Here is a 15,784-nt window from a genome sequence, read left to right on the forward strand (position 1 = left end):
CGTGGCCTAGAGTGACCCCGGCGTTTCCCTTCGAAGGGGCGCGCCAATTAGCACAAAACGCTCCAGTCGCCGTAAGGGCGCCGGAGCCTGCCTCACTACGGACGGCGAACGGGGATAGACTCGCGGGCCGTGGGTTGGGTTGAGGGTGTCGTCACGGTCGCAACGGGATGGGCTTGGCCGATCGTTGTCTTGGTCGCCGTAATTTTGCTTAAGAACGAAATAGGCAGGCTCATCGCCCGCCTGACCCGGTTCGCCGGCGTCGGAGTTGAGGTGGACTTTGGTGACCAAGTCGAAGCTGTGAGCGACCTCGCCGACGCCATCACCGCCGAGGCGCCGGATGAGTTGCCCGAACCAATTGAGGGACCCCCCCTTACCCCGCGGCCGACCTTGACAGACCTCGTGGCCGAGGCCGAGATTCATCCCGTAGGCGCCATTGTTCGCGCCTGGAACGTCGTCGAAGCGCGAATCGCTGAACTGGCCCCACCGGATAGCACCATCATAAAGGCGGCAGGGATGGCGGTCAGCGCAAGAAACGCCCGGATGGTGCTCAAGATGCTGAGCGGTATGGGGCTGATTAGCTCCGATCTGTACCAGCTGGGTCGCCGTCTTTCAGATTTGCGCAATCAAGTGGTGCACGGAGATGTCACTCCGACGAAGAATGAGGCAGCGGATTTTGTTACCGCGACGTGGCGGCTCGCATCTGAACTGTCGAAACTGGAGCCAATTGTTTCCTGACCGTCGGAGAACGGCGGCCGGTGGTACGGCTGCGTCGACCGTTCGGTAAACGTTCCTGCGTCTGGTACCACTGCTGGCCCCAGGCTAGTTGCGCAGCCCTCGTGGTCGGCGCGACGCCCAACTCGCGTCGGGGCTTTGCGCGAACACCCGACCAGCACGCTGGACGGTGAGTTCACCACTATGACGGCGTCGGGACGACTAGATGTCGCGGGACGTCTCTGGAGTTGTAGTCCCTGAGCACGCGTGCTTTCGCGACTCTTTGGCAGTCGGGTCCCCACCGCCCCAAGTGGGGAGATCCCGTTGATGGGCCCCGGCCGTCCGCGACAGAGAGCCTCCGGGCGGCCGGGCGTATCTCGGCGGTTGGCCGTCGAGCTGCTTGGGCGCATCGGGCGGGTGCGTGTCGCTGCGGCTCCGACGGTACGGATCGAGAATCGTGACTGTTCCGCCCGACAAAGCTGCCGTTCCGGGCCTGACGAGGTAGTCCGTCGTGAGCCCGACCAAAGACGAGGAGGTTTGTTATGAAAGCGGACCACCCAAGCTGGTGCGCTAGCTACGAGCCGTATGGCGTCGGTCACCGCTCGAACGCGGCGCACGCATCCAGTGCGACCGACCTGGTCGACGTCCGCCTGACTCTGCTTGACCTCGCGGAGGAAACCGGGCTACCGATCATCATGATCGACTTTCTTGCGGACGGCGAGGCAGAGTCTCACGTGCTCCCTCTCGACCAGGCTGTCTTGGTGGAACAAGCCATCCGCTCGTTGATAAACCTGCATGAGGAAACAAGCGCAAGCCGTTCGCGGTGACTCGACCAGGCGAGTGTCGGTGCGCGTTGGCCTTAGTCAGGGACGCTCGGAGCGGCTCTAGCCGCTGACCATACGCGCTCGAACGAGTCCAAGTAGGACGCAACTATGCCGTCCATCCGGAGTGCCTTCAGGTGTAGGACCGGCGCGTGCGCGCCCGGGCGGCCGTAGACGTGAGTATTGACGAGCAGTTCTTCGTCCGCCCGGAAGATTGAGTTGTAGAGGACCGTGTCATGGAACCGGATCCATGCACCGGGCTCGTCGATCAGCGGTCGAAAGCCGACCAGAGCTGTCCGGATCCGGGCGCTCATGCCATCGCCAATACCTTCTTCGTTCCCTCGGCGCACGACGTTTTGACCATCAGGTTGTCCGAGCGCGATCCGCACACGCACTCCCGTGCGCGCCTTCTGGCGGAGTATGTGGGGGATCGACGCGTCCTCGGCCAGAAATAGGGCACTGTACGCCAGCACGTCGATCTCCCGTTTGGCGCTGCTGACGAGACGTGCCCAAGTGTCAGTCGGTACGGCCGACCGATGCGGATAGATGATCAGGACTTCGTCGGCGATTCTGGCGGGTTGTTTTGCTGGGGGCAGGTCCGGCCAGAGGTCGTGTGATGCCCATCCGGTTAGCCTCGCGAGCGCATCACGGCGTCTCGGATACGGCATTCGGCCTGTCATCCACCGCTGCACGGTCTTCGGATCAACGCCGAGTCGTGCGGCGGCGTCGATGGCGTCGAGGCCGGCGCTGCGCAGTGCGCGTGCAAGCGGACCGTTCACAGAGCCCATCGTATCGAAGAAGTCCCAAGACGTCCCTACCGTGTGGTTCACCGTCCGCTACGAAAAGTGAAGACTCGGGGCTGATTCGAGACGACAGGAGCACACGATGGCGAGCGGCGATCGCGGGACGGCGGCTGGCGCGCAGGTGTCGGCCGACCGGCTCGCGTTGGCGCTCGAGGATGTGGGCTTCGATGTTGGTCAGGAGTTCAGCACGCTCCACGACACCGTCGGCCGGCACGGTTTAGCAGTCGTTCGTCTCGGTGACATCGGGCCAGCTACGGCCGATCGGCTCGCGCTCGTTCTGTCCCGGGCCGCGGAGCGCGGTATCACCCTTGCCGAGGAGGCCGACAGGTAGATCCAGCAGACACCCGCGCGCCGAGCGCGTTCGCTAGCCTGTCCACGTGGAGGCGGCTGAACGTGCGCGGGACCTTGCGCGCCTTCTGCTGGCCGAGTCGCTGCCGCGTCGCTGGTCGCACAGTCAGGGCGTGGGGCGTAGGGCCGAAGCCGTCGCTCATCTGGTTGGCGATCAGGCCGAAGCTCTGGTGCGCGCAGCCTGGCTCCATGACGTGGGCTATGCGCCAGACTTGGTGCGCACCGGACTGCATCAGCTCGACGGTGCGCGGTATCTGCGCGACGTTGCCCAAGTCGACAGCCTTGTGTGTCGCCTCGTTGCACACCACTCCTGCGCCGCTATCGAGGCGCGTAACCGGGACCTGGCCGAGCAGCTCCTCGCCGAGTTTCCCGAAGTCGACGGACTGGTTGCCGACGCGCTCACCTACGCGGACATGACCACGAGTCCGGATGGCGGTCCGGTCGACGTTGACCAGCGCCTTGCGGAGATCCTTTCGCGGTATGGCAGCGGCGATGTCGTCGCGGAGTCGATCCGTGAGGCGAGTCCGAGGATCATTGGCTCAGTCCACGCGATACGAGCGCTGTTCAGCGCCGCGTAGGGTCAATCGCGGTCATCGTCGGCACGCTTCAACGTGCCCTGCTCGTCTCGGGTCCAGCGGCGGCCGGCGCTGTCCTGAAACTCGATCTGCACGGGCTCGGGCTCGACGTAGGAGCGCAGCCATTCGTGTGGTGCGGGGCGCGTGACGGTCTGCCCCGGTGGCGCCAGACCAACGAACTCCGAACCGTGCTCCTCACCCTCGTGGGCGGGCAACGGCAACTCGACGTCGTAGATGGGCATGGCGCTCGCGTTGTGGATGTGGAACGCGAGCTCGCGCTTACCGTCCACCGTCCGCACGGCCTCTACCCACGCGCTGATCCGTTCGGCCTGGCCCCGGCGCTCGTCCTCGACGCGAGAGGCTTCACGCCGCAACTCGCGGCGCAGCAAGGAGAGTCCGAGGAGCAGAGCACCGACGGTGCCGATAGCGGAGAAGACATCCGCGGCGGCACCGATCGCGTCGCTATCCAATGTGGATCACATCAGGCGAGTTGAGGAACTGGTTGATTCTCATCCGCATGGAGCGATCCATCGGTAGTGACGCGGCATCGCCCGGGGTCGTCCATCGGACTTCTGCCGACTCGGCACTCGGCGTCGGACTACCGCCGGTCGACCGGGCTGCGAACACTATCGAGCACTCTTGCCGGACTTCGCCGTTGCTCGTGTAGAGCAGGACGTGCTTCGGGTCTGTGTAGATGCCGACGATGCCGGTGATCTCGACGTGCACGCCGGTTTCCTCCAACGTTTCGCGCACTGCCGTGTCCGGGAGCGACTCGCCTAGGTCCATCGCTCCGCCAGGCAGTGCCCAGTTCTCGTTGTCCGACCGGCGAATGAGCAGCAAGTCGCCTGCTTCGTTCACGACTACGACGTTCGCGGACGGTACGAGGCTGTTCGCTGCCGGTGCCTCGGGATCGTCATAGAAGTCGATCCGCCTGGCCACGCTAGCTGTCCCATTCCAGCGGCTTGGCGCCCATCCAGACGCGCTCGAAGCTCTCCATGTACGTGCTTACCACGCTGCCGCCTGCGACTGCGCGGAGCTGCATCACTGGCGCGCTCGACGCGGGTAGCGCGTAGATGTGCGAGTTCACGAGCAACTGGTTGTCCGCGCGGTAGATCGAGTTGTAGAGGACGGTGCGGTGCAAGCGGAACTCGATCCCCTCGACATCACGTAGCGGACGGTAGAGGGCGATCGCGTTCCTGATCCGTGCCGCCTGGAGGTCGTCGACCTCTTCGTCCAGGCCACGCTGCGCAACGACATCGCTGGCGGGGTCGCCGAGCAGGATGCGCACGCGCGCACCGTCGTCGGCTTTCCTGCGGAACACGCGCAGGATGCCCGCATCCTCGGGGATGAACAAGCCGCTGAACACGAGAACGCCGATCTCGTCCTCAGCGGTGTCGAAGAAGTTCCGCCAGAGGTCCGTTGGCACCGTCCAGCGGTGCGGGAAGATGTTGATGATCTCGCTTTCGCTGGCGTTCGCGACCTGGTCGCGAGTCAGGGCGTCGGGCCATAGATACGCCTCGTCCACCCCGAGATGTGCCGCGACCGCGTACCGATGCCGTCGATACGGCGTGCGGCCGTTGATCCACCGCTCGACGCTCTTCGGATCGACGTTCAACGTGGTCGACAGATCGAAGGGCGTGACGCCACGTTCGAGCATCGCGGTGCGTAGTCGATCGTTCGCCATCGTCTCCCCAGTCAAGACGTCTTGCGACCGCACCACCCTAGGCGAGACATCTCTGACACGTCCAGCCACGACCTGATTACGTCCCGTCGATTCGCCGCACTCTCGATGGCAGCCGATGCGCCAAACGCATTCGGCACCACCCGAGAGGAGGGGATCAACGATCACACCAGACAGCCAGGCCGCGGAACCGATCTGTCCCTGCGGTGCCCAACTCGATGCGGAGCACCCGACCCTGTGCCGCAAGTGCGTTGCCCGTCAGCGCTGGAACCGGCGACACCGACCACGCCTGAGCAACACCGACCTTGACCCCGCCAGCCGAGTACGGCGCCGCCGGTCCAACCGCCGCGAATCGCACGGCGGCACGCGGTGACCATCGCCGTATCCGCTGTGTTCCTGCTCGGCGTGTTCGTCTATCTGCTTTGGCGGTACGCCCGGCTCCCGCTCTGGCAGGCCGCGATCTGCGCCGCGTTCGGGTACTACCTCGCGTCGTCCTCGATCGGACCCGAGATCGGGAACGGCCTGCGGTCCGTGGCCCGGTTCATCGCGGGGCTGGACCTCTGACGTGGGGCGCCACGTCGACACCGCGCAGCGCGACGGCTGGGTGATGGCCGGTATGGCCATCGCCGCCGCGTCTGCCGCCATCGCGAGCTTCGCTGGGTTGCGTGGGCTGGCCGAGGTCGCCGGCTGGCCCGACCGGCTCGCCTGGCTGTTGCCGATCACCATCGACGCCTACGCCATGACGTCGGCGCGCGTCTGGCTCGCTGGGCCGTCGAACGTCGGACGGGCGCAGCGCTTCGCCCGTGCCAACGCCATCGGCGCCATCAGCACGAGCATCGTCGGCAACGCCGGATACCACCTGGTTGCCGCGGGACTGCTGACGATCTCGTGGCCGATCGTCGTCCTCGTAGGCGCCGTTCCTGCCGCGGTCCTCGGTCTGACTGCCCACCTGCACGCTCTGCGAGCGGTACGCGCCGCGCAGGGCGGACGGGACCGTCCCGAGTCCCGGACCGAGTCCCGTCCCCGCAGGCGACCGGACCGGCGCAAGCCGCGGACCGACGACGTACTCATTAAGGCCGCGCGGGAGGCCGACGTTCGGTACCGCGCGACCCATGACGGTCGCCCGATCACCCGAGACGCGCTGCGCTCGACGCTCCACATCGCCGGCCCGAAAGCGACTGAGATCCGTCGGCGTCTCGCCGCAGAAACCACCGACCGGAAGGAGGCTCAGACCAACCGATGACCACGCCGTACGTGCCACGCCCGACCGTCGACCCGGACGCCATCACTGCCCACTTGCGCGCCGCACAGAACCGCCTGACGCCGACCGACCTTTGGACCGCCGTCGCTGACATCCCGATCATGCTGGCCGAGATCGACCGGCTCGCATCGCTCCTGTCCCGCACCCGGTGGGACTTCGCCAACCTGCTCGCGGCGGCACGCGCCACCCTCGCGGCCGACACGGACGGCGAACACGACCCGCTCGCCTACCTTCGCGACCAGGTCGCCGAGCACCAGCCGTGGGCGCCCGACGCGGGTATCGGTCGATGAGGGCATACGGACGGCGGCACCGCCGGTGGAGCCGCCGCAACCCGCAGCCGCTTCTTCTCGTGCCGCACGAGCCGATCCTCCTAATCGCGGTTGCCGCACTCGGGCGCGGCTTGTTCCGCTACCGCTCTGAACTCGCGCCGCTGACAACCGCGCTGATGCTCGGAATCGCTTCAGTCTGGTTGCACCACTCGCACGCCGACGCCTGGCCGTGGGTCTCGCTGGCAACCGTCACGGCGTCGCTCGCTGCCGGTCTGCGCGGACTGCCGTGGGGCATCAAACGCACCGAGGAACGCATCTATGCGGCCACCGCAAGTGCCGTCGCGGGCGCCTGGCTCAGCGCCGCGACTGCGTACGGGCCGGGTCGCGGGCCGCTCTTCATGGTCCTCGTCCTCGGCACCATCGTGCTCGCCGTGCCCTGGTGGACCCACCGGCGCCGGCGCGCCCGCGTGAAGGTGGACCGAGTCATCCGCGCCTGGCCCGACATCGCTGAGGCGATCGGCCTTACCGGCTCGCGCATCCGTTCGGCCGTGGTCGACACGTGGGGCTGGCGCGCCCGCATGTCGCTGCGACCCGGTCAGACGGTCGCGGATGTCATCGCGCACGTTCCCGCCATTGAGTCCGCCCTCGGCACCCGACCCGGTGCGGTCCGCGTCGAGCAGGACCCGGCACACGCTGGCCGGTTCATGATGCGCGTGCTCGCTGCCGATCCGCACGCCGGCGCCATCCCATGGCCCGGCCCAACCGCCCGATCCCTCGCCGACCCGATCGAGCTCGGCGTCTTCGAAGACGCGACCATTGTCCGCGTCCCGCTTCAACGGCGTCACGCGCTGATCGGCGGCACGACGGACTCCGGCAAGAGCGGCGTACTGAACGTCATTCTCGGCAACCTGGCCGCGTGCTCCGACGTAGTGCTCTGGGGCATCGACCTCAAGGGCGGCATGGAACTGCGTCCGTGGGCGCCGTGCCTTGCCCGGCTGGCGACCACTCCAGCCGAGGCGACTCGCCTCCTGGCCGATGCCGTCGCTGTGCTCGAAGCACGTGCCCACGCGTCCAGCCGAGACAACTGCCGAGTGTGGCAACCGACCGCGACCGCACCAGCGCTCGTGATCGTGATCGACGAGTACGCCGAGCTTGCCGATACCGCCCCGGAGGCCGTCGCGCACGCCGAGTCCATCGCCCGACGCGGACGTGCCGTAGCCGTCGACCTGCTTGCCGCCACCCAGCGCCCAACACAGAAGGCCATGGGAGGCGGGGCGCTGCGCTCACAGATGAGCGTCCGCGTCTGCCTGCGCGTCCGCGAACGCCGGGACGTCGATCTCATCCTGGACAAGGGCTTGTTGGCCGCTGGCTGGCACGCCCACACACTCGACGCTCCTGGCAAGTTCTACCTTCTTGCCGACGGCCACACTCAGCCGCGTCGTGCCCGCGCCTACCTGGTCACCGACGACCACGTCAGCGCCACCGCCGCGCGCTACGCCAACACAAGGCCCGACCTCGATCCGCTCTCCCAAGCGGCGATCGACCACACGGCGACACCGATCGAGCCGAGCGAGATCATCGACCCGCGTTCGATGGAGGACCCAGACCGGACGCTGCTGATGGCACTAGACCAGGGGCCGGATGACGGCCTTTCCGTGCCAGAACTCATGAGCATCACTGGGATGCGGCGCACCTGGGTCTACGACCGGCTCCAGGTCCACGCGGCCGCGGGCCGTGCCCGGCAGGTTGCCCGCGGCCGCTGGCGCGCCTGACACGATCGTCCGCACGGACGTCCGTCCGCTCGCGCGCGTCTGCGCAGATCAGCGCGCGGACGGACGACCGGACGGACAACGAGACGCACAAACCGACGACACCGACGGAAGGAGGTGAGCCACGATCACTGCCAACACCGACACGAGAGACGAGGGGAGGCAACAAGAAAGGCGCGTCGTTGACGTGCCGAGCACGGAAGAGATTCGGAGCTTCAGGGCCACAGTTGACGTTCCGACAGCGGGCCGATGCTGGGGACTCGGGCGCGATGCGTCCTACGCACTCGCGCGAACACGCCAGTTTCCCGTTCCCGTACTGGAGTTGGGGCGGCCGGCTACGCGTAACGCGCGCTTCGATCATGCGGGCGCTCGGCATCCCGGAGCAACCGGCCGCCTGACATTCGCCTGACATCTCCGAGTCCATGCAGCTCAAGAGATCGGCGTCCGATGCCTGATCAGAAGGTTGAGGTGTACCCACACCAGAGCGTACGGTGTGGGTACACCTCACACATCGAAAGGAGTAACTGACCTTGGCAAAGACGTGGTACAGACCAGCGCCCCGCCACAAGGGGGTGTACCAGCGCTGCACCGAAACGTGCCCGCCCAGGGGCGAACGCTGCCGGACGCACACGTTCTCCTGGCGCTTCGAGGCATCGGCGGGCGCCAACGGCAAACGTCGCCAGTTCGGCAAGGACGGCTATAAGAGCGTCAAAGACGCGGCCGAAGCCCGCGCCGAAACAGTCCGCCAGCACGCGACCGGCACGCTTCCGAGCGACACCAAGAAGACGCTCGGGGAGTGGTTGCCCGAATGGCTCGCCGGCAAGATCAAGCGCGACGAGATTGAGGACACCACGGCGCGCGGCTACGCGGACAACATCAAGAACCATCTCGTCCCGAAGCTCGGCCATCGCAAGCTCGCCGAGCTGCGCGGGCTGGACATCACCCGCGCGTACGCCGAGATCCAGCGCGAGCGGCGCGAAGAGATCGCGGCGGCCGAGGCCAAGAACAAGATCCACAGAGAGGAGGCCGAGCGGATCAACGCGAAGCGGACAGCGGCCGGCAAGATCCGCATGGTCGCACCGAAGCGGGTCGCGGTCCCGCGACCGATCTCGTCTGCCAGCGTCGCCCGCATCCACGCTTGTCTGTCGGGCTCGCTCAAGAGCGCAGTCAAGTCGGGGCTCATCCCGCGCAACGTCGCGATGGATGCCGAGCTGCCGCGCGTCGACCGGCACAAGGTCACGCCACCGGAGCCAGAGCAGTACGCGGCTCTCCTGGACCGGATCGTCAACGAGCGGCTGTTCCCGCTCGTGGTCGTCGCCGGCTACTCCGGTCTGCGCCGAGGCGAACTCGCCGGGCTCAAGTGGGATGACGTCAGCCTCAAGACGGGTCGTCTGGTGGTCCGGCGGCAGAGGGTCAGCGTCGGCTACCGGGTCGTCGAGCGTGAGGCCAAGACGGAGGCGGGTCAGGACCGGGTCGTCTACCTCGACGCCGACGCGCGCAAAGACCTCTCCGCCTGGCGGGCGAAACAGGCCAAGGAGCGCCTCGCGTGGGGCGCCGACTACCACGACGCGGGCTACATCTTCACGAAGGAAGACGGCACGCCGTACCACCCCGACTACATCACCAAGGTCGTCTCGCGACTACTGCGAAGGGCCAACATCCCGGCCGCCAAGCTACACGCGCTCCGCCATTTCCGCGCCGCGTGGCTAATCTCCATGGGCACGGACATCGCGGTCGTGAGCAAGACCCTCGGCCACAAGTCCATCGCGATCACGAGCGACATCTACGGCTCGCTCCAGGAGCAGGCCGCAATGGATCTTGCTGAGAAGACCCGCGGCTACGTGGCCCGCGGCCGAACCGCCTGACGTCCCTAACAACGCCCTGACAATCCAGCCCTAAATGATCTTTAGATCGTGACCCGAGCCACAGAAAGCAAAACGCCCACCGCGCGTTTCCGCTGGTGAGCGCTGCTGTAGCCCGGCGAAAGGCTATGTGGCCAGGGGCGGGGTCGAACCGCCGACCTTCCGATTTTCAGTCGGACGCTCGTACCAACTGAGCTACCTGGCCGTGGTGCGTAACGCGGTCCTGACGGGACTTGAACCCGCGACCTCCGCCTTGACAGGGCGGCGAGCACTCCAACTGCTCCACAGGACCTTGCTCGTGCAAACCGGCCGAAGCCGGGTGGTGCCGTGCCCCCAACGGGATTCGAACCCGTGCTACCGCCTTGAAAGGGCGGCGTCCTGGGCCGCTAGACGATGAGGGCGGCCCCGCAATCATCGCACACGAGGATCCAGGCGCGAATCTGCGGCAGTGCTCCCATCCGGCCCCGCCGGAGGCTTCGAAAGCATACGCGATCCCCGACTCCCCCTCCAAACCGGTATCAGCAGTACCGCAAAACGGCCCAAATCCCACGGGCTCAGCGGAGCGGGGCGATGCCGAAGCGGGTTTTCAGGTTTTTGATCACGTTTGGGCAAGCGCTGAGGGTGCCCTTCCGGTCGCCCCCGCCGTCGTGCATGAGGATGATCGAACCGGATCGCGCCCCGCCGATCACCCGCGAGCCGATCACCTTCGCGTCCTTGATCTCCCAGTCGCGGGGGTCGACGTCCCAGTCGAGCGGCTGCATGCCGAGCGACCGGGCGACCGAGACCGCGTTGGCGGTCCACTTGCCGCCCGGGTGCCGGAAGTACGCGATCTTCGCGTTCGGCACCGCCTTGCGGATCTCGTTGTTGGTCAGCTCGAGGTTGGCCTTGATCTCCTTGACGGACTTCGTGCCGAGGTCGAGCTCGTGGTTCCAGCTGTGGTTGCACAGCGTGTGTCCCTCGCGGACGATCCGTCGCACCAGCTCGGGATGCTTCCTGACCTGGGAGCCGACCACGCAGAAGGTGGCCTTGACGTTGGCGGTTTTGAGCCGGTCGAGCACCTGCGGCGTCCAGACGGGGTGTGGGCCGTCGTCGAACGTCAGCGCGACCTGCTTGCGGCCGGTCGTACGCAGGCTGCCGAACGGCCCGCTGCCGGCCCGCTTGGGCTTGGGCTTCGGCGCCGCGACATGGGTCGGGACCGGTGTGCTGGACGGCGTGACCTCGGGCGCGGGCGGTGGCTGGGCCACGCCGGTCGCCGGCGCGGTCGGCACCGTGGACCGCTGGTTGGCCAGCACCGCCGAGCGATTGGTCACCCAGCGCGAGCCCACCAGCAGCGTGAGGACGACCAGCGCGGCGGCGACCGCGACGCGTCTCGTCATCGTCGACTCCCGGGACGGGAGCGGGGCGAGCTCCCTAGGGGCGCCGGCGGCGTGCCGGCGAGGACCGCACACACGCTAGCGGACACCGCGCGGGGATTCGACTCCCTGAATCGACGACCCACTCCAACGCGGCGGTTCGCGCCAGGAGAAACGCGCTAACGCGCCCACGTCCGGGTGAGTTCGAGTGCCTCGGCCAGGCTCGAGGGGGCGACCACTCCCGCGGGCAGGGCCTCGGCTGCCCATCCCGGGCCGGCGGCGAGGATCAGCACCGGGCGGCGTGGGGCCTCCTGCAGCGCCACGAGCTGCGCGACGTGCGCCGTCTCGGGTGCGTGCGACCAGAGCATCACCACCGCCGGGCCGGTGCGCTCGACCGTGTCCGTCAGCGCCGTCGGTGGCACGCGGGGGCCCAGCAGCCGGCTGGCCAGCCCGTCGGCCGCGAGCGCCGCCGCCATGGCCTCCAGCGGCAGGCTGTGCTGCTCCTCGTCGGTGCAGGCGAGCAGGATCCGCGCCGGTGCGCCGGCCCGCGGTCGGGGCACGGCGGCCAGCACCTCGGTCGCCGTACGCGAGAACAGGTGCTCGACCTCGATCAGCCGCTTCGTCGCCATGTGCCGCTCGCCGATGCCGGCCAGCACGGGCCGGACCACCAGGTCCCAGGTGGACACGACGCCCTGCTCGGCCACCGCGCGCGCCATGATCTCGCGCATCGCGCCCACGTCCAGGCGGATCGCCGCCCGGGCCAGGCCGCGCGCCGTCGGGCCGGCGCGGCCGACCGGGATCGCGAAACCACCGCCCGCGCGGGCGGGCTGCTCCCGCGGCGTGGAAGCGGGCGGCGGCACGTCAGGCGCGTACCGCGCCCAGCGGGCCGCCTCGGCGGGTGCGATGCCCTCGGCGGTCAGCCGGCGCATCACCTCGAGCCGGGACAGGTCCTCCGCGGTGTAGCGCCGGTGCTGACCCGGCACATGACTACTCGGCCCCAGCCCGTAGCGCTGGTGCCAGGTGCGCAGCGTGGTGACGGCGACACCGAGGCGACGCGCGACAGCCCCGGCGCTCAGCGCCTCATCGGCCACCCGACCGCTCCGCCGCGTCGCCCTCCGCGTCCGCCGCCGCCGTGACCGGGGCCGAAGCCGGTGCCGGCGCCGGGGCCGTGGTGACCTGGTTGAGCACCCCCGCGAGCCACGGGGAGTAGAGCGTGGGGTCGGTGCGGATGGCCCGCGGCAGCACCGCCGGGTCCACCCAGGCCAGCTCGGCCACCTCGTCGGGGTCGGGGAGCAGGGGCTCGTCGCCGCTGACCCGGCCGAGCAGCACGTGGTCGTACTCCCACTCGACCCGGCCCGTGGCCGGGTCCTCGGCGTAGTAGACGTAGACGCCCAGCTCCGCGAGGGCCACCGGCGAGGCACCGAGCTCTTCCTTGAGGCGACGGTTGGCGGAGACCGCCAGCTCCTCGCCCGGCGCGGGGTGGCCGCAGCACGTGTTGGCCCAGCGCAGGGGGAACCGGGTCTTCACGGCGGCCCGGCGCTGCAGCAGCACCCGGCCCGCCGGGTCCATCAGCACCACCGAGAACGCCCGGTGCAGCCGCCCGGGGCGCTGGTGGGCCACCTCGACGGTCTCGCTGCCGATCGGCAGGCCGTCGTCGTCGACGAGCTCGACGAGGTGTCGTTCGCGAGAGTCGGTCATGTCAGTCCTCCGACGATCCGGCCAGCCGCGAGCTTGCCGGAGATGAGCACCATCGGCACACCGACGCCCGGCTGGGTGCCGGAGCCGGTGAAAACCACGTTGGACAGGGAGCTGTGCAGGTTGCCCGGGCGGAAGGGCCCGGTCTGGAACAGGCTGTGCGCCGCCGCGAACGGCGTGCCGGCGGCCATGCCGGACGCGGCCCAGTCGGCGGGCGTGACGACCCGGAGCACCTCGACGCCGGCCGCGAACCCGGCGTAGCCGCGGCGCTCCAGCGTGGCCATCAGCTCGTCGGCGTAGCGCTGGCCCAGCGGGCCGCGCCAGTCGAGGGGCGCCCGGTCGAGGTTGGGCACCGGCGCGAGCACGTAGTAGCCGTGCCGGCCCGCCGGCGCCACCGTCGGCTCGGTGCGGCTCGGGTTGGTGACCAGCAGCGACGGGTCGGACATCAGCTCGCCCCGGTCGATGATCTCGGCGAACGTGCGCCGCCAGGTCCGCCCGAAGTGGATGTTGTGGTGGGCGATCCGCTCGTACCCCTGGGTCGAACCGACGTGCAGCACCACCGCGGAGGGTGAGTAGCGCAGCCGGCGCCGCGGCTCGCCCAGCAGCGTCGTGGCCGCGACCGGCAGGTCCGGGTTGAGCACGACGACGTCGGCCGGGATCCGCTCGCCGGTGGCGGTGTGCACGGCGACGGCGCGGCCACCGGCGGTCTCGACCCGGGTCACCGCGCAGTCGTACCTGATCTGCACGCCGTGCTTCTCGGCCGCGCCGGCCAGCGCCCGCGGCACGGCGTGGACGCCGCCGCGGGGATAGAACACCCCGGCCACCGAGTCGAGGTACGCGATGACGGCGTAGATGGCGAGGGCGTCGTGCGGCGCGAGGCCCGCGTACATGGCCTGGAAGGAGAAGATCCGGCGGGTACGGGGATCGCGGAAGAACTGGTCGACCTTGGTCTGCAGGCGACGGAAGGCGCCGGCCGCGAGCAGCCGCAGCAGGTTGCCGGTGAGCAGGTCGGTCGGCGCGTCGAAGTTGCGGGCGATGAAGTCGTCGCGCTCGAGGTGCCACAGCTTGCGGGTGAAGTCGACGAAACGCAGGTAGCCGTCGGCCTCGCGGGCGCCGCAGACCCGGGAGATCTCGGCCGCCATCCGGGTGGTGTCGGTGATGACGTCGAGCGTCGAGCCGTCGGGGTAGTGCGCGCGGTAGGCGGGGTCGAGCGGGAGGAGTTCGAGCCAGTCGCCCAACTCCTCGCCAACCGCGGCCAGCGCCTCGGCGATCAGGTCGGGCATGGTGAGCACGGTGGGCCCGGTGTCGAACTCGTAGCCACCCACGCTGAGGCGGCCGGCCCGGCCGCCGGGGACCGACTCCCGCTCGAGGATCGTGACGCGCCGGCCAGCGCCGGCCAGGTGGAGGGCGGCGGCCAGGCCGCCCAGGCCGGCGCCGACCACGACGACGTGGTCGGTCGGCCCGGTCACGGTTCGCACGTGCACCTCCAGAAGTTAACGGTCACGATCGCCGCCGGGTGGCCGCCACCGCGAGTTCGCGCAGCGCGGCGTCGGTGTCGGGATCGATCGGGGCGCGATCGAGCGCGGTGAGCGCCGTGTCGACCCGATTCTCGATCATGACTTCGACGGCGGCCATCGCGCCAGTGTCGGCGACGATCTCCGCGAGGCTGCTGACATCGGCTGGGACCGGTCGGGCCAGTTGGGCCGCCTGTGCCGGGGTGGCCAGCCGCCGGGCGAGCAGCAGCAGGGCCGTGGGCTTGCCGGTGCGCAGGTCGTCGCCGGCCGGCTTGCCGGTCACCGCGGGGTCGCCGAACACGCCGAGCAGGTCGTCGCGGAGTTGGAACGCCTCGCCGACCGCCGTGCCGTAGGTCTGGTAGGCGTCGGTGACCGGGGCGCCCTGCGTCGCCAGCGCCGCACCGAACAGCAGCGGGCGGGTGACCGTGTAGGCGGCGGTCTTGAGCCGGGCCACCCGCAGCGCGCGGTCGACCGACCAGCGGTCGGGCTCGGTGTCGCCCAGCACGTCGAGGAACTGCCCGGCGATCGCCTCGATCCGCATCTCGTCGTAGCAGCCGCGGGCGGCGAGCAGGGCCGCCGGCGGCACCGCGGCCCGGGCCAGCAACCGGTCGGCCCACACCAGACAGAGGTCACCGACCAGCACGGCACCCGCGGCCCCGAACCGGTCCGCCGGACCGATCCGCCCGGCCCGCAGGTGCTGGGCCGCGAAGGCCTCGTGTGCGGTGGGCCGGCCGCGCCGGGTCGCGGAGCCGTCCATCACGTCGTCGTGGATCAAGGCGAACGCATGCAGTAGTTCGAGAGCCGCGAAACCGGGTAGCAGCGGCTCAGGGGCGAAGGCCGGTCCGACGGCACCCCGCCACCCCCAGTACGCGAACGTCGGGCGCAGTCGTTTACCGCCGGCCAGCACACTGTCGCGGGCCAGCGCGGCGAACGGGTGCAGCGCGGTGTCGACGGAGGCGAGAGAGGTGCACTCGTGCTGGAGGAAGTCGGCGAGGGTCGTGTCGATGGCGGCTCGGAGCCACCCGTCGGCCGGCGCTGTCGAGCGCTGGGGCGGCGGGCTCAGGACGCCGCGGGTCTCCCCGGCGAGCGTGTCGTTGGCCACGGCGCCGAGCGTACCCTAGAC

The 15,784-nt window shown here is 69.1% G+C and carries 18 protein-coding genes and 3 tRNA genes; 9 read left to right on the forward strand and 12 right to left on the reverse strand.

Annotation, left to right across the window (positions count from 1 at the left end):
• Nucleotides 1-129: 129 nt before the first annotated feature.
• Together Asi02nite_RS21195 and Asi02nite_RS21200 are read left to right on the forward strand one after the other, a co-directional pair.
• Nucleotides 130-735: a hypothetical protein gene (locus Asi02nite_RS21195; RefSeq protein ID WP_203715513.1), complete on the forward strand. Its 606-nt coding sequence runs from the start codon at nucleotides 130-132 to the stop codon at nucleotides 733-735.
• Between the two features lie 518 nt (nucleotides 736-1,253).
• Entirely contained in the window at nucleotides 1,254-1,538 is a 285-nt protein-coding gene (locus Asi02nite_RS21200; protein ID WP_203715515.1) for a hypothetical protein, read from the forward strand.
• 32 nt (nucleotides 1,539-1,570) lie between these two features.
• Here the strand turns inward: Asi02nite_RS21200 and Asi02nite_RS21205 are convergent, their stop codons facing one another.
• Nucleotides 1,571-2,311, reverse strand: coding sequence for an XRE family transcriptional regulator (locus Asi02nite_RS21205; RefSeq protein WP_203715517.1), 741 nt, complete (start codon nucleotides 2,309-2,311; stop codon nucleotides 1,571-1,573).
• Nucleotides 2,312-2,417: 106 nt separating this feature from the next.
• On the opposite strand from Asi02nite_RS21205, the gene Asi02nite_RS21210 reads away from it, so the two are divergent.
• Both Asi02nite_RS21210 and Asi02nite_RS21215 read left to right on the forward strand, forming a co-directional pair.
• Nucleotides 2,418-2,666, forward strand: a complete 249-nt coding sequence (locus Asi02nite_RS21210; protein WP_203715519.1) for a hypothetical protein — start codon at nucleotides 2,418-2,420, stop codon at nucleotides 2,664-2,666.
• A 46-nt stretch (nucleotides 2,667-2,712) separates the two neighbouring features.
• Entirely contained in the window at nucleotides 2,713-3,261 is a 549-nt protein-coding gene (locus tag Asi02nite_RS21215) for an HD domain-containing protein (RefSeq protein ID WP_203715526.1), read from the forward strand.
• A gap of 2 nt (nucleotides 3,262-3,263) precedes the next feature.
• On the opposite strand, the gene Asi02nite_RS21220 is transcribed toward Asi02nite_RS21215, so the two are convergent.
• Genes Asi02nite_RS21220 through Asi02nite_RS21230 form a run of 3 tightly spaced genes read right to left on the reverse strand, consistent with a single transcriptional unit; the run spans nucleotide 3,264 to nucleotide 4,942 of the window.
• Nucleotides 3,264-3,728: a hypothetical protein gene (locus tag Asi02nite_RS21220; RefSeq protein ID WP_203715528.1), complete on the reverse strand. Its 465-nt coding sequence runs from the start codon at nucleotides 3,726-3,728 to the stop codon at nucleotides 3,264-3,266.
• Nucleotides 3,721-4,197 (reverse strand): NUDIX domain-containing protein, encoded by a 477-nt coding sequence (locus Asi02nite_RS21225; RefSeq protein WP_203715530.1) that lies wholly within the window; start codon nucleotides 4,195-4,197, stop codon nucleotides 3,721-3,723. Before Asi02nite_RS21225 ends, Asi02nite_RS21220 begins: the two co-directional genes overlap by 8 nt.
• Before the next feature lies 1 nt (nucleotide 4,198).
• A complete protein-coding gene (locus Asi02nite_RS21230; RefSeq protein ID WP_203715532.1) occupies nucleotides 4,199-4,942 on the reverse strand; it encodes a helix-turn-helix transcriptional regulator in 744 nt (247 codons plus the stop codon).
• A 366-nt stretch (nucleotides 4,943-5,308) separates the two neighbouring features.
• Between Asi02nite_RS21230 and Asi02nite_RS21235 the strand changes: the two genes are divergently transcribed.
• The 5 genes from Asi02nite_RS21235 to Asi02nite_RS21255 all read left to right on the forward strand — a co-directional run bounded on the left by Asi02nite_RS21235 (nucleotide 5,309) and on the right by Asi02nite_RS21255 (nucleotide 10,103).
• A complete protein-coding gene (locus Asi02nite_RS21235; protein ID WP_203715534.1) occupies nucleotides 5,309-5,503 on the forward strand; it encodes a hypothetical protein in 195 nt (64 codons plus the stop codon).
• A gap of 1 nt (nucleotide 5,504) precedes the next feature.
• Nucleotides 5,505-6,182, forward strand: coding sequence for a DUF2637 domain-containing protein (locus tag Asi02nite_RS21240; RefSeq protein ID WP_203715535.1), 678 nt, complete (start codon nucleotides 5,505-5,507; stop codon nucleotides 6,180-6,182).
• Nucleotides 6,179-6,490, forward strand: a complete 312-nt coding sequence (locus Asi02nite_RS21245) for a hypothetical protein (protein WP_203715537.1) — start codon at nucleotides 6,179-6,181, stop codon at nucleotides 6,488-6,490. Before Asi02nite_RS21240 ends, Asi02nite_RS21245 begins: the two co-directional genes overlap by 4 nt.
• Nucleotides 6,491-6,549: 59 nt before the next feature.
• On the forward strand, nucleotides 6,550-8,241 hold the full coding sequence (locus Asi02nite_RS21250) for an FtsK/SpoIIIE domain-containing protein (protein ID WP_239126883.1): 1,692 nt from the start codon (nucleotides 6,550-6,552) through the stop codon (nucleotides 8,239-8,241).
• A gap of 569 nt (nucleotides 8,242-8,810) precedes the next feature.
• Entirely contained in the window at nucleotides 8,811-10,103 is a 1,293-nt protein-coding gene (locus Asi02nite_RS21255; RefSeq protein ID WP_203715541.1) for a tyrosine-type recombinase/integrase, read from the forward strand.
• Between the two features lie 128 nt (nucleotides 10,104-10,231).
• Here the strand turns inward: Asi02nite_RS21255 and Asi02nite_RS21260 are convergent.
• The 8 genes from Asi02nite_RS21260 to Asi02nite_RS21295 all read right to left on the reverse strand — a co-directional run bounded on the left by Asi02nite_RS21260 (nucleotide 10,232) and on the right by Asi02nite_RS21295 (nucleotide 15,763).
• Nucleotides 10,232-10,305 (reverse strand) — tRNA-Phe (locus Asi02nite_RS21260).
• Nucleotides 10,306-10,318: 13 nt separating this feature from the next.
• Nucleotides 10,319-10,392 (reverse strand) — tRNA-Asp (locus Asi02nite_RS21265).
• A gap of 36 nt (nucleotides 10,393-10,428) precedes the next feature.
• Nucleotides 10,429-10,501, reverse strand: a tRNA-Glu gene (locus Asi02nite_RS21270).
• A gap of 153 nt (nucleotides 10,502-10,654) precedes the next feature.
• Complete coding sequence (locus Asi02nite_RS21275; RefSeq protein WP_203715550.1) at nucleotides 10,655-11,476, reverse strand: polysaccharide deacetylase family protein; 822 nt, start codon at nucleotides 11,474-11,476, stop codon at nucleotides 10,655-10,657.
• 155 nt (nucleotides 11,477-11,631) lie between these two features.
• Complete coding sequence (locus Asi02nite_RS21280) at nucleotides 11,632-12,543, reverse strand: MerR family transcriptional regulator (RefSeq protein ID WP_203715552.1); 912 nt, start codon at nucleotides 12,541-12,543, stop codon at nucleotides 11,632-11,634.
• Nucleotides 12,533-13,150, reverse strand: a complete 618-nt coding sequence (gene idi, locus Asi02nite_RS21285; protein WP_203715554.1) for an isopentenyl-diphosphate Delta-isomerase — start codon at nucleotides 13,148-13,150, stop codon at nucleotides 12,533-12,535. The genes Asi02nite_RS21280 and idi overlap by 11 nt, the downstream gene beginning before the upstream one ends.
• Nucleotides 13,147-14,625 (reverse strand): phytoene desaturase family protein, encoded by a 1,479-nt coding sequence (gene crtI, locus Asi02nite_RS21290; protein ID WP_203715625.1) that lies wholly within the window; start codon nucleotides 14,623-14,625, stop codon nucleotides 13,147-13,149. The genes idi and crtI overlap by 4 nt, the downstream gene beginning before the upstream one ends.
• Before the next feature lie 22 nt (nucleotides 14,626-14,647).
• Nucleotides 14,648-15,763 (reverse strand): polyprenyl synthetase family protein, encoded by a 1,116-nt coding sequence (locus Asi02nite_RS21295; RefSeq protein WP_203715556.1) that lies wholly within the window; start codon nucleotides 15,761-15,763, stop codon nucleotides 14,648-14,650.
• Between the last annotated feature and the right edge of the window lie 21 nt (nucleotides 15,764-15,784).

The organism is Asanoa siamensis (assembly GCF_016862555.1).
Lineage (GTDB): Bacteria > Actinomycetota > Actinomycetes > Mycobacteriales > Micromonosporaceae > Asanoa > Asanoa siamensis.

Coding starts and splice junctions, on each gene's coding strand:
- Asi02nite_RS21200 (WP_203715515.1), top strand. CDS start 1,254: ATGAAAGCGGACCACCCAAGCTGGTGCGCTAGCTACGAGCCGTATGGC.
- Asi02nite_RS21210 (WP_203715519.1), top strand. CDS start 2,418: ATGGCGAGCGGCGATCGCGGGACGGCGGCTGGCGCGCAGGTGTCGGCC.
- Asi02nite_RS21230 (WP_203715532.1), bottom strand. CDS start 4,942: ATGGCGAACGATCGACTACGCACCGCGATGCTCGAACGTGGCGTCACG.
- Asi02nite_RS21245 (WP_203715537.1), top strand. CDS start 6,179: ATGACCACGCCGTACGTGCCACGCCCGACCGTCGACCCGGACGCCATC.
- Asi02nite_RS21275 (WP_203715550.1), bottom strand. CDS start 11,476: ATGACGAGACGCGTCGCGGTCGCCGCCGCGCTGGTCGTCCTCACGCTG.
- idi (WP_203715554.1), bottom strand. CDS start 13,150: ATGACCGACTCTCGCGAACGACACCTCGTCGAGCTCGTCGACGACGAC.